The organism is Rubrivivax gelatinosus IL144 (assembly GCF_000284255.1).
GTDB classification, from domain to species: Bacteria; Pseudomonadota; Gammaproteobacteria; order Burkholderiales; family Burkholderiaceae_C; genus Rubrivivax; species Rubrivivax gelatinosus_A.
In genome coordinates this window covers 3,040,525-3,054,338 of the sequence record NC_017075.1, presented here as the reverse complement: position 1 = coordinate 3,054,338, position 13,814 = coordinate 3,040,525, and the positions used below count along the sequence as shown (strand labels likewise).

Annotated in this window: 12 protein-coding genes; 3 read left to right on the top strand and 9 right to left on the bottom strand. The window is 72.5% G+C overall.

Features of this window, described 5'->3' with window-relative positions; genetic code table 11:
• Window positions 1-5: 5 nt before the first annotated feature.
• Genes RGE_RS14045 through RGE_RS14035 form a run of 3 tightly spaced genes read right to left on the bottom strand, consistent with a single transcriptional unit; the run spans window position 6 to window position 2,647 of the window.
• Complete coding sequence (locus tag RGE_RS14045) at window positions 6-707, bottom strand: glutathione S-transferase N-terminal domain-containing protein (RefSeq protein ID WP_014429081.1); 702 nt, start codon at window positions 705-707, stop codon at window positions 6-8.
• A gap of 58 nt (window positions 708-765) precedes the next feature.
• The gene (locus RGE_RS14040) at window positions 766-1,698 is read right to left on the bottom strand and encodes a ZIP family metal transporter (protein ID WP_014429080.1); all 933 of its coding nucleotides are present in this window, start codon (window positions 1,696-1,698) and stop codon (window positions 766-768) included.
• The gene (locus tag RGE_RS14035) at window positions 1,691-2,647 is read right to left on the bottom strand and encodes a manganese catalase family protein (RefSeq protein WP_014429079.1); all 957 of its coding nucleotides are present in this window, start codon (window positions 2,645-2,647) and stop codon (window positions 1,691-1,693) included. Before RGE_RS14035 ends, RGE_RS14040 begins: the two co-directional genes overlap by 8 nt.
• 118 nt (window positions 2,648-2,765) lie before the next feature.
• Between RGE_RS14035 and RGE_RS24615 the strand changes: the two genes are divergently transcribed.
• Window positions 2,766-3,065 carry a hypothetical protein gene (locus RGE_RS24615; protein ID WP_014429078.1) on the top strand — a complete coding sequence of 100 codons (300 nt, stop codon included), beginning with the start codon at window positions 2,766-2,768 and terminating at the stop codon, window positions 3,063-3,065.
• A gap of 163 nt (window positions 3,066-3,228) precedes the next feature.
• Complete coding sequence (locus tag RGE_RS14025; protein ID WP_232504933.1) at window positions 3,229-5,262, top strand: sensor domain-containing diguanylate cyclase; 2,034 nt, start codon at window positions 3,229-3,231, stop codon at window positions 5,260-5,262.
• On the opposite strand, the gene RGE_RS14020 is transcribed toward RGE_RS14025, so the two are convergent.
• Together RGE_RS14020 and RGE_RS14015 are read right to left on the bottom strand one after the other, a co-directional pair.
• On the bottom strand, window positions 5,259-6,044 hold the full coding sequence (locus RGE_RS14020) for a metallophosphoesterase family protein (protein WP_014429076.1): 786 nt from the start codon (window positions 6,042-6,044) through the stop codon (window positions 5,259-5,261). The two genes, RGE_RS14025 and RGE_RS14020, sit on opposite strands and share 4 nt — an antisense overlap.
• Before the next feature lie 4 nt (window positions 6,045-6,048).
• The gene (locus RGE_RS14015; RefSeq protein ID WP_014429075.1) at window positions 6,049-7,017 is read right to left on the bottom strand and encodes a diacylglycerol/lipid kinase family protein; all 969 of its coding nucleotides are present in this window, start codon (window positions 7,015-7,017) and stop codon (window positions 6,049-6,051) included.
• Between the two features lie 189 nt (window positions 7,018-7,206).
• On the opposite strand from RGE_RS14015, the gene RGE_RS14010 reads away from it, so the two are divergent.
• On the top strand, window positions 7,207-8,619 hold the full coding sequence (locus RGE_RS14010) for a PucC family protein (RefSeq protein WP_014429074.1): 1,413 nt from the start codon (window positions 7,207-7,209) through the stop codon (window positions 8,617-8,619).
• A gap of 486 nt (window positions 8,620-9,105) precedes the next feature.
• On the opposite strand, the gene RGE_RS14005 is transcribed toward RGE_RS14010, so the two are convergent.
• The 4 genes from RGE_RS14005 to RGE_RS13990 all read right to left on the bottom strand — a co-directional run bounded on the left by RGE_RS14005 (window position 9,106) and on the right by RGE_RS13990 (window position 13,805).
• Window positions 9,106-9,321 carry a light-harvesting protein gene (locus tag RGE_RS14005; protein WP_043784119.1) on the bottom strand — a complete coding sequence of 72 codons (216 nt, stop codon included), beginning with the start codon at window positions 9,319-9,321 and terminating at the stop codon, window positions 9,106-9,108.
• 21 nt (window positions 9,322-9,342) lie between these two features.
• A complete protein-coding gene (gene pufB / locus RGE_RS14000; protein WP_014429072.1) occupies window positions 9,343-9,498 on the bottom strand; it encodes a light-harvesting antenna LH1, beta subunit in 156 nt (51 codons plus the stop codon).
• A gap of 322 nt (window positions 9,499-9,820) precedes the next feature.
• Window positions 9,821-11,455 (bottom strand): CHAT domain-containing protein, encoded by a 1,635-nt coding sequence (locus tag RGE_RS13995; protein ID WP_014429071.1) that lies wholly within the window; start codon window positions 11,453-11,455, stop codon window positions 9,821-9,823.
• 1 nt (window position 11,456) lies between these two features.
• Entirely contained in the window at window positions 11,457-13,805 is a 2,349-nt protein-coding gene (locus RGE_RS13990) for a PAS domain S-box protein (protein ID WP_014429070.1), read from the bottom strand.
• Window positions 13,806-13,814 lie beyond the last annotated feature (9 nt).

Below are 13,814 nucleotides of genomic sequence, written 5' to 3'. Positions count from 1 at the left end.
CGCGCTCAGCGCGTCGCCGGCACCTTCATGCCGCGCGCCACGCCCGGCCGGTTCATGAAGGCTTCGAGCACCCGCTGCACGTTGGCGAAGCCGCTGAAGCCGACCAGGTCGCCGGCGTCGTAGAAGCCGACGAGGTTGTTGACCCACGGGAAGATCGCGATGTCGGCGATCGTGAACTCGTCGCCCATCATCCAGGCGCGGGCCGCGAGGTGGCCGTCGAGCACGGCGAGCAGCCGGCGCGACTCGCTGGCGTAGCGCTCGCGCGGGCGCTTGTCTTCCCAGTCCTTGCCGGCGAACTTGTGGAAGAAGCCGAGCTGGCCGAACATCGGCCCGACCCCGCCCATCTGGAACATCAGCCACTGCACGGTCTGCCACTTGGCGGCCGGGTCGCGCGGCAGGCACTGGCCGGTCTTCTCGGCCAGGTACAGCAGGATCGCGCCCGACTCGAACAGCGCCAGCGGCTTGCCGCCCGGGCCGTCGGGGTCGAGGATCGCCGGGATCTTGTTGTTCGGGTTCAGCGACAGGAACTCGGGCGAGAGCTGGTCCTGGTTGTCGAAGGACACGCGGTGCACCTCGTAGGGCAGGCCGGTCTCCTCGAGCATGATCGAGACCTTGACGCCGTTGGGCGTCGGCAGCGAATACAGCTGCAGCCGCTCGGGGTGCCGGGGCGGCCACTTGGTGGTGATCGGGAAGTCTTGCAGCGTCATCTCGGGGTCTCCGTTGTCCCCGCGATTCTGGCGCTGCCGCGCAAGACCGCGTCGGCGCTCAGCCCAGCGTCGTGTCCAGCATCATCATCAGCGCGAAGCCGAGGATCAGCCCGGCCGTCGCGAGCCGCGGGTGGCCGCCGCGGTGCGACTCGGGCACGACCTCGTGGCCGATGACGAAGAGCATCGCGCCGGCAGCGAACGCCAGCCCCCAGGGCAGCACGATCGCGGCATGGGCGACGACGAGCGCGCCGCCGACCGCGGCGACCGGCTCGACCAGCCCCGACAGCGCGCCCAGCGCCACCGCGAAGCCCGGCCGGTAGCCGACACCGCGCAGCGCCATCGCGATCACCAGGCCTTCGGGCACGTCCTGGATCGCGATGCCGGCCGCCAGCGCCTGACCCTCGGCGAGGCCGCCGCCGAACGCGGTGCCGATCGCCAGGCCTTCGGGCACGTTGTGCAGCGCCACCGCGGTGACGAAGAGCCAGACGCGTTTGAGCTGCCGCGAGTCCAGGCCGCCGGCGGCGCTGGGCGAGGCGAACTCGAAGTAGTCGTGCGGCAGCCAGCGCTCCAGCGCCATCAGCGCTCCGGCGCCGATGAGCAGCGCCGCCGCCACCTGCATGCCCGAGCCGCTGATGCCGGCGCCGGCGGCACGCGCCGCGGCCAGCGCCGGCACGATCAGCGAGAACGAGCACGCGGCCAGCATCACGCCGGCGCCGAAGCCCAGCATCGCGTCGCGCATGCGCGGCTCGGCGCCATGGCGCAGCAGCGCCGGCAGCGCGCCCAGCGCGGTGGCCAGCGCCGCGAACAGGCCGCCGTAGAACGCATGCTCGACCGCCGCCCGGCCCGAGATCACCTCGCGCCAGACGGCGTGCAGCGAGAACGCGGCGCCGGCGACGACGATCGCCCAGCCGAGGGCACGGCGCAGCGGGCGCGCCGTGCCCGGGCCCGGGCGCTGCCGCGGGCCAACCGTCGCGCCCTCGCTTTCAGGCACCGCCGCTGCGCGGCTCGCCGTCGTCCAGCGTCGCCGTGCCGCCCTTGCCACCGCGCTGGCGCGCGGCGGAGGTGTTGGCGGCGGCGTCGCCGCCGGCCCCCAGCATCGCCCCGGTCTGCGGGTCGCTGTCGGGGTCCGAGCGCAGGCGTTCGGCCGCCTGCTGCACGCAGGCCGCTTCGTCGGCCGCCAGCGTCACCTCGCCGTTGCCCGAGCCGCCGTCGACCGCGGTCTCGGCCTGGCGGTACTCGAAGGTCGGCTCCTTGTTCCAGGGGCCGCGGGTCGGCGTCTCGCCCTGCGACATGTCGAAGTAGACGTTCGCGAACTCGGCCATGCCGGGCAGCTTGCCGGGCGGGAAGTTCGGCTGCAGCGAGTACAGCGCCTTCTCGAAGCTCTGCTGGTGCGCGATCTCGCGCGTCATCAGAAAGCCCAGCGCTTCCTTGACGCCCGGGTCGTCGGTGGCGTTGATCAGGCGCTCGTAGATGATCTTGGCGCGCGCCTCGGCGGCGATGTTGCTGCGCAGGTCGGCGGTCGGGTCGCCGATGGTGTCGACATAGGCCGAGGTCCAGGGCACGCCGCCGGAGTTCGTCAGCGCCGGGCCGCCGCCGTAGAGCAGCTGCGTGACGTGCGAGTCGTTGCCGGCGCCGGAGATCGAGCGGTACATGTCCGCTTCGCTGTCGACGCCTTCGGCGATGCGGCCCTTGGCGCCCTTGTTCAGCATCGCGACGATGGTGCCGATGATCTCGAGGTGGCTCAGCTCCTCGGTGGCGATGTCGATCAGCATGTCGCGCCGGCCGGGGTCGTCCTCGGCGAGGTACTGCGTGAAGTAGCGCGTCGCGGCGGCCAGTTCGCCCTGCGGCCCGCCGAACTGCTCGAGCAGCAGGTTGGCCAGGCCGGGGTTGGATTCGGTGACGCGCACGGTGTACTGCAGGCGCTTGGTGTGGGCAAACATCGGGGTGGTCCTCTCGAAGGTCGGGGTGTGCTGCGTTGCGGGCAAGCGCGGTGCCGCGTCGCCTCGGGCACGGCGCCTGCCGGTGCGAGGCGACGCCCGTGGCCGCAAAGGACCGCCGATGACCGCCCGCCGCAAGACCCCGCCCGCCCCGCCGGCCACCGCCGAGCCCGAAGACGCCGGCCTGCCGACCTACCAGAAGCTGCTCGACGAGGCGCTGGACGAGACCTTCCCGGCCAGCGACCCGATCTCGCCGAGCGCGGCGATGCATGCCGAGGAGCGTGTCGACGCCGCCCGCGACGAGCACGACTGGGCCCTCCCGCCGGGCTCCGAGCGGGCGACGCCCGCCGCGCCGGCCCCGGCCGCGGAGGCGCCGGCCGCGCCGCCGCCGGCCCGCAAGCCGCGTCCTTCCAAGCGCTGAGCGGGCGCGTTCGGCGCCGAGATGGGCGGTCGCCTCCCGTCTTTTCGTTGCTGCGGCGCTGCGCCGGCCGACCAGAATCGCGTCCGGGCGTGCGCCATCCTGGCGCCACGCCGTCGGTGTCGCGCGGGGGCGGCGGGTGCGGGACGAGTCGGCAGGATCTTCGTTGGCAGCGGGTGAATCGGTGGACGCGGCGGTGGGGCGCCGCGGCGGCTTTGTCGCGCGCTGGCTGCCGACGCTGAAGGCGCGGCTGGCCGTCGGCTCGACGCTGGTGCTGTTCACCTCCATCGCGCTGACGCTGACGCAGATGGTGCGTGTCGCCGAGCAGCACATCGAGACGACGGTCGAGCAGCAGCAGCAGGTCGAGGTGCAGCGCAGTGCCGACGTCGTCAGCCGTCGCGTGCGCACGATGCAGCGTGCGCTGTCGGCGACCGCGACCTTCGTCACGCCGTCGATGATGGCCGACGCACGGCAGCGCAACGAGTTCTTCCGCACGCAGACGTCCTTGCAGGCCTTCTTCAGCGTTGTCGCGCTCGCCGATGCCGACGGGGCGATCCTGCTCGCGATGACCGCGGACGGCTTGACCGGGCCCCAGGCTTCGGTGGCCGGCAAGTCGACCTTCGAGCGCGCTCTGCGCACCCGGCTGCCGGTGATCTCCAGTCCGATGGTCGGCGTGGTCGTGCCCAAGCCCGTCGTCGTCCTCGCCCATCCGCTGCTGGCCGACGATGGCCGCGTCTACGGCGTGCTGTTCGGCTCGATGCCCTTGGTCGACGGCGGCCTGGCTGCCGATCTGGACGACCCGATGGACGATGACGTGGAGGACGAGGAGGTGACCGTCGTCACCGATGCCAACGGTCGCATCGTCTCGCACCCTGACCGCAGCCGCGTGCTGCGCGAGGTGTCCGCCGAGCCGCGCCTGGCGCCCGCGTACGAGCGCTGGCTGCGCGCCGGACGGCCGCTGTCGGCGCATGCCGGCGCCTGGTCCGGGGACGAAGAGCTCGTCGCGATGGCCGGCGAACCCGAGACCGGCTGGCAGGTCTGGCGCATCCTGCCGCGGGCGCTGCTGCAGGCACCGTTGCGCGAGGCGCGCATCGAGGCGCTGGAGGTCGGCGCCGTGTTCTCGGTGGCGATGGCGGCGCTGATGGTCTGGTTCCTGGCGCAGCAGCTGCAGCCGCTGGACCGGCTGCAGCGGCGCGCGGCACGCCTGATCGCTGGCGATCAGCGCACCGAATGGCCCGAGGCCGACGGCGAGATCGGCCGTCTGGCGGCGACGCTGCGCCAGGCCGCGGTCGAACGCATGCGCGCCGAGGAGGCGCGCGCCGTCGTGCTGCGCCGGCTGGGCTCGGTGCTCGCGGCCTCGCCGGTGGGGCTGGCCTTCGAGCGCGACGGTCGCTTCCAGCTCGTCAGCGCCGAGGTCTGCCGGCTGATCGGGCGCGACGAGTCGCATCTCGTCGGCCAGGCCACCGAGATCATCTTCGCTACCGCCGTCGACGACGAGGCGATGCGCCGCGCCGCCGCGGATGCCTTCGATCGCGGCGAGGTCTACGAAGGCGAGTGGCGCCTCGTCGGCCGCGAGGGGCCGCCGTTCTGGAGCCGGCTGCGCGCCCGCCCGGTCGACGCCGAGGATCCGGCCGCCGGCGCGATCTGGTGCATGTACGACATCAGCGGCCAGATCGACGCGCGCCAGCGGCTGGAGTACGCCGCGCGCCACGACCCGCTGACCAGCCTGCTCAACCGGGACGGCTTCTTCACCGCCGTGCAGCAGGTGCTCGATGCCCGTGCCGGCATCGACGGCGACCATCGCCCGGCGACCGTCGTGATGATCGACCTGGACCAGTTCAAGCCGATCAACGACAGCTCCGGCCACGCCGCCGGCGACGCGATGCTGCAGCTTGTGGCCGCGGCGATCCAGGACAACGTGCGCAGCAGCGATTCGGCGGCGCGCATCGGCGGCGACGAGTTCGCGCTGCTGCTGCCGCACTGCGACGCCGCCCAGGGGCTGGGCGTGGCGCGCAAGGTCGCCCAGGCGATCGCCGCGATCGAGCTCGACTGGGAAGGCCGCACGCTGCGTGTCGGCGCCAGCCTGGGCGTCGCCGAGTTCAGCCGCGACGGCCACAGTGTCGAGGAGTGGCTGGCCGCTGCCGACGCCGCCTGCTACCAGGCCAAGCACCGCGGCGGCGGCGTCGCCGCGGTGGCCTAGCGCAAGGGCCGCGCCTCGCTGACGCTGTGGCGCACGAAGTCGCCGGCCGAAGCGTAGTCCCAGCGTTCGATGCGGCAGCTGCCGCCGGGGTGGCCGTCCCAGCGCAGCACGTTGACCGAGTTGGAGATGCCGTCGCGGATGCGTGAGGACAGCGCGGTGCCGGCCTGCACCGCCCACAGCGGGCGCGCCAGCCCTTTGAGCGCGACGACGTAGGGCAGGTGGATGTGGCCGCCGAGCACGAGGTCGCAACCGGCCTCGGCCCAGCGGCGCAGCGCCGGCTCGTGGCCGCGCAGCAGGTTGCGCCGGTCTTCCTCGCGCAGCACGGCCACCGGCTGGTGCACGACGACGATGCGCAGCTGCGCCGCAGCCGCGCCGGCCAGGCGCGCGGCCACGCGTTCGACCTGCGCGGCCGAGAGCTCGCCGTTCTTGTGACGCCAGGGGCGGGTCGTGTTCAGGCCCAGTAGCAGGCAGTCGGCGCTCTCGTGCTCCCACTGCTCGGCGCCGAAGGCCTGGCGGAAGGCCGCATATGGCCGCATCAGCCTCGCCACCGGGTCGAACAGCGCGATGTCGTGGTTGCCCGGCACCGCCAGACAGCGCACGCCCAGCCGGTCGACGAAACGCCGCGCGGCAGCGAACTGCGCGCGCCGGGCGCGCTGCGTGATGTCGCCCGAGAGCACGACGAGGTCGGGCCGCAGCGCGTGGGCGAAGGCCACCAGCGCCTCGACGACCGGTGCGCGCTCGGTGCCGAAGTGCGGGTCCGAGAGCTGCAGCAGCACGCTCATCGGCTCAGCGCGGCGGCAGCAGCAGCATCAGCGGCCGCGGTGCGACCTCGAAGACGACCGGCGGCTTCACGCGCACGACCTCGCCGTCGTAGGCTAGCTTGACGCGCCCGCCCGAGGGCAGCCAAGGCCGTACCACCATGCGCTCGAAGGCGAAGGACTCGACCGTGTCGGCGTCGCCCAGGCGGCCGAGCGCGCCGCGCAGCAGCAGCCCGAGCATGCGCCAGCTGCCGATCGGGCGCAGCATCACCGCGCCGATGCGGCCGCTTTCGACCTCCCGCCCCTCGGGCAGGCCGACCTGCTCGAACTGCAGCCGGTTGTTACCGACGAACAGCGTCTGCGTGCGCACCGGCCGCGTCTGCCCGCCTTCTTCCACCGTCAACCGCAGCCGGCGGTGCTCGCCCAGCAGCGTCGCCAGCGCCGCGCCCAGCGCGACGAGGCGGCTGCGGCCCAGGCGCGACTTCCAGGCTTCGCGGTCTTCCAGCAGGTCCGGGTACAGGCCCAGGCTGGCGTTGACGAGGAAGACGTGGCCGTTGACGCGGCCGACCTGCACCGGTTGCGGCTGCGCCGAGAACAGCGCCGCGAGCGCCTCGTCGGGCTCGGTCGGGATGCCGTGCGAGCGCGCGAAGTAGTTGAAAGTGCCTTGCGGCACGACGCCGAAGACGGCGTCGGCGCGCCAGGCGGCGTCGGCCACCGCGTTGAGCGTGCCGTCGCCGCCGACGCCGACCAGTGCCGCGCCCTGGGCCGCCGATTCGGTGGCGGCGCGTTCGGCGACCGCGGCCAGCTCGCCGGCGGGCGCGAAGTCGATGCGGCCGGACTGCCCGGCGGCGGCCAGCGCGCCCTCCAGGCGTTCACGCGTCTGCTCGCGGTCGTGGCGGCCGGACGCGGCGTTGACGACGAAACGCCAGGCCGTCGGCCGCCAGGGCGTGGCGGCGGGCGCGGAGTCGTCGGCGGTCGTCAGGGTGGGGGAGGGCACTTGGGCGTCATCCAGGCAAGCCCTGTTCCCGGCGCTTCTTCGCCGCGCGATGACGCGGCCATGATCCGCGTCATCGCGCGGCGTGCTCGTCTCGTCCCGTTTGACAAAAAGCAGGCCGTTTCGCCGCTTCACGGGTTAGGTTCCGGCGATTGTCCAGGCCGGCCCCACGTCGGCGGAGCACTTGATTCGATGAGCACGATTGGCCGCAAACTGATGCAGGTATGGACCGGGATCGGAACCCGCTACCTGCCCTTCGCCGACGCGGCGACTCCCGAGTTGCCGCTGTCGCGGCTGCTGCGGCTGTCGCTGTTCCAGATCACGGTCGGCATGGCGGTGACGCTGCTCGTCGGCACGCTCAACCGGGTGATGATCGTCGAGCTCGGCGTGCCGGCCTCGATCGTCGCGGTGATGGTCGCGCTGCCGCTGCTGTTCGCGCCGTTCCGGGCGCTGATCGGCTTCAAGTCCGACAACCACCAGTCGGCGCTGGGCTGGCGCCGCGTGCCCTACATCTGGAAAGGCACGCTGCTGCAGTTCGGCGGCTTCGCGATGATGCCGTTCGCGCTGCTGGTGCTGTCCGGCGGCGGCGAGTCGGGCGCGCTGCCGACCTGGGTCGGCCAGCTCGGCGCGGCCGTCGCCTTCCTGCTCGTCGGCGCCGGCATGCACACCGTGCAGACCGTGGGCCTGGCGCTGGCGACCGACTTGGCCGAGCCCGAGGCGCGGCCCAAGGTCGTCGGCCTGATGTACGTGATGCTGCTTCTGGGCACCATCGTCAGCGCCTTCTTCTTCGGCTGGCTGCTGGCCGACTTCACGCCGGCCAAGCTGATCCAGGTGATCCAGGGCGCGGCGCTGACGACGATGATCCTCAACGTGCTGGCGCTGTGGAAGCAGGAGAGCCGGCACCCGCGCCGCGGCGCCCAGCGCCATGACGACGATCCGTCCTTCGTCGAGGCTTGGCGCCACTTCGTCGGCAACGGCAACCAGGTCGTGCGCCGGCTGCTGACGATCGGCCTGGGCACCGCGGCCTTCACGATGGAAGACGTGCTGCTCGAACCCTATGGCGGCCAGGTGCTGGGGCTGACGGTCGGCGACACGACCAAGCTGACGGCGACGCTGGCGCTGGGCGGCCTGTTCGGCTTCGGCCTGGCGTCCAAGGTGCTGAGCCGCGGCATGGATCCGTTCCGCATGGCCTGCTGGGGCGCGCTGGTCGGCATCCCGGCCTTCATCTTCGTCATCATCGCCGCGCCGATGAACTCGCCCTTCGTCTTCGCCGCCGGCGTCGCGCTGATCGGCTTCGGCGGCGGCCTGTTCGGCCACGGCACGCTGACGGCGACGATGAACCTGGCGCCGCCCAACCAGGCCGGCCTGGCGCTGGGCGCCTGGGGCGCGGTGCAGGCCACGGCCGCGGGTCTGGCGATGGCGCTGGGCGGCATCCTGCGCGACCTCGTGCAGGCCTTCGTCACCTGGCACCCGTGGACGCACTGGATCTCGATCCCGGCCACCGGCTACGTCTTCGTCTACCTGCTGGAACTGGTGATCCTGCTGGCGGCCATCGCGGCGATGGTGCCGCTGATCGGGCGCCAGGCGCGGCGCGTGCCGGCCTGAAGACGCGGCGCCGGCTGCGGGCGCTCGAAGAGTCCGACGCCCCGCTTCGTGCGGGGCGATTTGTTTGGGGCGCGGGGGTTCGCGCGGGGCGCCGGCAGTGTGCCTGGCCTGCCGATCGGCAGCGGGCGCCGGCACCGGCTGGTGGCTGGAGTGCCTCGTGCAGCAGGGTGGGGCAGGTCGCTCGACCGGATGCCCGTCATGCCGGGCTTCCCGGGTGTCGTGCTGCCGCGGTGTCTTACTGCCGGGCGGCGCGATCGCGCCCAGGTCGTGCCGGGCCCGGAAACAGAAGCGCCGGCACGAGGCCGGCGCTACCGAGGGCATTGGGTGGGGAGAAGCTCGTCCGCCGCGTCAGCGGTTCGGACGTGTCCGGGTCCTGTGGCGGCGCTTTTTCACAGAAGCCATGGGCACTGCGCCGCGCCTGAAACTACATGGGGCCGAGGTCCGCGAACCTCAGCCCCATGCCGGACATACGCTGACAGACGCTCTTTACTGCGCCGGGGCTTGCGGAGCCGCGACCGGGGCCGGGGCGGCAGCAGCAGCAGCCGCAGCAGCCTTCTTGCCGCCGTTCCAGTAGGCACCGAACCAGTCGGTCTTGGCCAGCAGGCCGCCGTGCAGGATCAGGGCCGTGACGGCCACGGCGCCCAGGTAAACGGGAACACCAACGGTCGGCTTAACGACGCGCCAGACTTTGCCTTGGTTCATTTTTTAATTCCTGCTAGTGACTTAGTGGAGCCACGGCGTATAGGCATACGCCAGGATGTGAGCCAGGACGGCGATGACACCGAAGATACGGGTGCCATCAACCAGACCCTTTTGCAGTTCTTCGGCTTCAGCCGTGGTCAGGCCGGACGGCCAAACCTTGTTTGCATCATCTGCCATTGCGTTTCTCCTTCAGAGACATGGACCAGTTTCCGTGCTCGACCCGCACGTGGGTTGGCTTCTGTAGCCCTCGGATTTCTCCCTACCGACATGTGTAACGCTACGCTGACAGGGTGGGGGCGTCAACATGTCGTGACACCCCCGCAACGCTGAATGTGTCGCGGCTCTGATCTATGACAAATTGCCGGGGTCCGGCGGGCCTCGGGAGCTCTGCGCACGAATGAAATCGGCCGTGCCGGCGCCGTTCGCGCGGCGGCCGGACCGGCGCGCTCGCCCCGTCCGGCGCTGAAAATCGCCGTCCAACCCCCTCGAATGAGGGGTATCAGTCCATCTGCATCACGAGCACAGGCGAGATCCACGAGTGGTCGCGCAGCGTGTCCTCGACGCTCGCCTGCGGGTCGCCGCCGTCGGCCAGCAGCCGCGTCTCGGCTTCCCGCATCGCCTGCTCGTAGGCACGGCGCCGGGCGCGCATGAAGGCGTACTCGAGGTAGCGGTACGAAGGCGCGCCGCGTTCGAACAGCGCCCCGTAGAACAGGCGCGCGAAGTTGCTGGCGCGCTCGTCGGGCACCTTCCACTGGTAGCCGAGCACCGCGGGCACCTGCTGCTCGAGGGCGCGCAGCACCGTCGGGTCCTTGGTGCTGTGGCAGGCGCTGAGGTAGAGGAACTGGGTGCGCGCCAGCGCCGTCGCCAGGCGGTGCACCGGCAGCGCGCCGCCGCGATCGGCGCGCAGCACGAGGCTCGCGCCCAGCGGCCGGGCGTTGACGGCGTGGCCGCAGAAGTGAACCAGGTGCCAGCCCTGAGGCGGCGCCTCCTCGCCCAGCGCCTTCATCAGCCGCTGCTCGGGGGGCGCCGGGTCGGCGTCGCCGAGGTCGAGCCGGCGCACCTGGCCGCCGCCCTGCGCGCGCAGCAGCGTCTCCAGCCAGGCCGCCTCGTCCGCGGTGTGCGGCAGGCCGGCCAGCGGCAGCACGCGCTCGTCGCCGAGCGGGATGTTGCCGGGCGCCGCGTCGGCCTGGATGACGAGGGCGTTGATCGGGCCGTTGCGGCTGTCGGCGTCGCGGAACAGCGGTTCGCTGCCGCGCGGCATCGCGTGGCGGTACATCGGCGCGTTGAGGATCCAGCAGTCGGCCAGGCTGGCCGCGCTGGGGTCGCGCAGCGCCTCCAGCATCAGCGTGTGCATCTCGTCGTCGACGGTGACGCGCACGCGCATGTGGCCCATGCCGCCGGCTTCGTCGCGCTGGCGGCTGAACTTGCTCCAGCAGTCGGCGTTGTCGGCCGAGCCGCTGAACAGCAGGTCCGACAGGTCGCGCGACAGGCGGGCGAACGAACGCGGGCGGAAGCTGTCCTGCGAGACGTCGGCGTCCAGGCGTGCCGACTCGTCGAGGATGTCGTCGAGCTTGCGCGTGTCGATGGCCAGCGTGCCGCTGGAGCGGAAGGTGCGCAGCTTGGCACCGCCGGTGCGCAGCATCTCCCAGCTGGCGCTGCGCCGGTCGCGCAGGTGGATGTGCAGGCGCACGCAGGCGGCGCTGAGTCGCGGCTGGCCGCCGACCAGCGTGCGCACCGCGTCGCGCAGCGTCTCGCCCAGGCGCGCGTCGGCGGCCAGCAGCGCGGTGCGGTCATGAGCCTCCAGGAAGCCGGCCAGGCGCTCGTCGGGCGCGTTGGAGATGACGATCACCGGCAGCTGCTGCCAGAAGCTCTTGAGCTGGCGGATGAACTGCATCGTCGGCTCGCGTCCGGTGAGGCCGATGCTCGAGGCCGCGTCGGCCGGCGTGCTGGAGCCGACGACGACCAGGCTGCAGTTGTCCAGCCCGTGGTCCTCGAGCGCACGGCCGGCGCGTTCGATGTTGCCCTTCTCGATCGGGCGCGCGGGCAGGCCCAGCGAGGCGAAGGCGGCGCGCACGCCGTCCTCCAGCATCTCGCGCATGTCCTCGTCGTGGTGGACGATCAGTTGCCAGAGCACCTCAGCCTCCTTCGGCGGCGCTGAGCCGCAGCGCCAGCGACAGCCCGAGGTGCTGCTGCACGACGAGCTGGCCGCGCATGCGCCGCATCAGCGTGCGCAGCACGCCTTCTGCGAGCGCGAACTCGCGTTCCTCGTCGCTGCGCGGCTCCAGCCGCGTCGGGCTGGGGTCGCCGCGTTCGTCGGCGAGCTCGAAACACAGCCGCGGCAACGCATGGCCGCCGTCGACGCGGATGCGGATGCGGTCGTCCTGCGCGCGCATGCGCAGCAGGAAGGCGAGCAGGCTGGACGCGCAGAAGGCGAGCTCGGGCGGCGCCGCCAGCACCGGAGGCGCCAGCGGGTCGGGCAGCAGGTCCACCGTCTTCTGCTGGCGCCGCGGCAGGTCGTCGTGCAGCTGCGCGGCGAGCTGGTCCAGGCTGACGACGCGCAGCGGCAGCTCGCCGTCCTCGGGCGTCGAGGCCAGCCGCGCGACGCGTTCGAGCGACAGGTCGGCGCGCAGCAGCTGGCGCAGCGCCTTGTCGAGCACATCGGTGCCGTTGTCGTCGCCGCCGCCCGTGTGCCCGCGCAGGTAGGTGCTGGCCAGCGACAGCGGCACGCGGATCTCGTTGGCCACCTGCGAGTAGACGTGGCGCAGCGAGTCCATGCGCTGGGCCTCGCGCCGGAAGCGCAGGTCGCTGGCGACGTAGACCTTGCCGCCGATCTGCGGCGGCAGCGAGGCGCCCGACAGCAGCACCGGCACCTGCGTGCCGTCGCGCGCCCGCAGCTCGACTTCGCTGGACAGCAGGCGCGGCATCTCGACCAGGCGTTCGGCATAACCCGGCGGGTCGGCCTCGTGGCCGGGCGCGCTGAGCAGCTCGGCGAACTGGCGCCCGAGCAGGGCTTCGCGCGGCAGGCCGGTCAGCGCCTCGCAGGCCGGGTTGACGGCCTGGATCTCGCCGCGCGCGGTGGTCTGGATCACCGCGTCGGCCACCGCGTCCAGCAGCGCGGTGTTGAATTCCAGCGCCCAGGAGCGGTCTAGGATCAGGCCGGCCACCTTCAGCGTGCGCTCGATCGACGCCTGCTCGGCCGCGGCGAAGGCGTTGCTCCTGGACGACTCCAGGTTCAGCAGCCAGCGCACCGGCTGGCCCGGCACCGGCAAGCACATCTCCGAGACCGTGCCGGCGACGCCCGCGGTGTAGCAGGTGCTCGTGCGCACGTCGCCCAGCCGCAGCGCGCGCCCCGACAGCGCGACCTCGCCGAGCACGCCGCTCGCCAGCGCCTGGCGATAGCCGTCAGGCAGCTCGGCGCCGGGCGCGGCCGACTGGTGCACCAGCGAGGCGACGCGCTCGTCGTGGTCGACCCGGAACAGCGAGACGTGGTCCCAGCCGCGGGTGCGCCGCAGGCCGTCGACGAGCACGCAGGCCACGTCCGACAGGTTGCCCGCGGCCTGGCCCATGCTGCCGATCAGCTCGAGCTCGAACTCCAGCGCCCGCTGGCGGTCCAGCGCCAGCGCGACGTTCACCGCCTCGACGATCGGCAACTGGGTCGCACGCTCGGCATCGTCGTCGTCGAAGGGCCGGTCCTCGCGGCGCAGCAGCGTCAGGATGGCGGCCAGCGCGCCGTCGCGGAACACCGGCCGGCGCAGCATGTGGCGCCAGCCGGCGTCGATGAAGTCGCGCGTCGCGACGTCGTGCCGGGCCAGGCCGGCATAGGGCTCGCGCGCGAACAGCTCGGCGACCGTGTCGACGCGCGTGCCGTCGAGCTCGTCCAGGTCGGCGCGCACCATCTCCGGCATCGGCCACCAGCCCCAGGCGTGCGAGACCGCCATTGCCGGGCGCGAATGCAGCAGCCGCACCGCCGAGCGGTCCTCGCTGATCATGCTGACCAGCATCGCGTCGAAGTGCATCACCTCGTCGAGCTGGCCGGCCAGCGAGTCGAGCAGCTGCTCGCAGTCGTCGGCCGCGCCGATGGCCTCGTGGATCGCCAGCGCCGCAAGCTCGAGCGTGCGGTCCTCGATGAAACCCAGCGAGCCGGCCAGCCGGCCCTCGGCGTCGTACTCGGGCAGGCCGACGACCTGCAGGTGCACGCGCACGCCCGGGCCGCGGTCGGGACGGTTCAGCGCCAGCGGGTAGGCACTGGCGCGCTGGGCGCGGTGGCGGCGGCGGATCTCGTCGTCCAGGCGGGCGACGCTCTCGGCTTCGAAGGGCATCGCACGCAGCGTCGCACCGGGCTGCATCTCGGGCCCGGCCAGCCGTGCCGCGGCGCGGTTGACGTAGCGGATGCGGCCGTCCAGCCCCAGCCGTAGCACGCCTAGCGGCAGGTCGTCGAGCGCGCCGGCGCGCAGGCGCAGCGTCAGCGGGGTGTCCTCGTCCATGCTCGTCTC

What these genes read in the sequence shown, in the direction of transcription:
- RGE_RS14045 (WP_014429081.1), bottom strand. Translation starts at nt 707, where the DNA reads ATGACGCTGCAAGACTTCCCGATCACCACCAAGTGGCCGCCCCGGCAC.
- RGE_RS14035 (WP_014429079.1), bottom strand. Translation starts at nt 2,647, where the DNA reads ATGTTTGCCCACACCAAGCGCCTGCAGTACACCGTGCGCGTCACCGAA.
- RGE_RS24615 (WP_014429078.1), top strand. Translation starts at nt 2,766, where the DNA reads ATGACCGCCCGCCGCAAGACCCCGCCCGCCCCGCCGGCCACCGCCGAG.
- RGE_RS14020 (WP_014429076.1), bottom strand. Translation starts at nt 6,044, where the DNA reads ATGAGCGTGCTGCTGCAGCTCTCGGACCCGCACTTCGGCACCGAGCGC.
- RGE_RS14010 (WP_014429074.1), top strand. Translation starts at nt 7,207, where the DNA reads ATGAGCACGATTGGCCGCAAACTGATGCAGGTATGGACCGGGATCGGA.
- RGE_RS14005 (WP_043784119.1), bottom strand. Translation starts at nt 9,321, where the DNA reads ATGAACCAAGGCAAAGTCTGGCGCGTCGTTAAGCCGACCGTTGGTGTT.
- pufB (WP_014429072.1), bottom strand. Translation starts at nt 9,498, where the DNA reads ATGGCAGATGATGCAAACAAGGTTTGGCCGTCCGGCCTGACCACGGCT.
- RGE_RS13990 (WP_014429070.1), bottom strand. Translation starts at nt 13,805, where the DNA reads ATGGACGAGGACACCCCGCTGACGCTGCGCCTGCGCGCCGGCGCGCTC.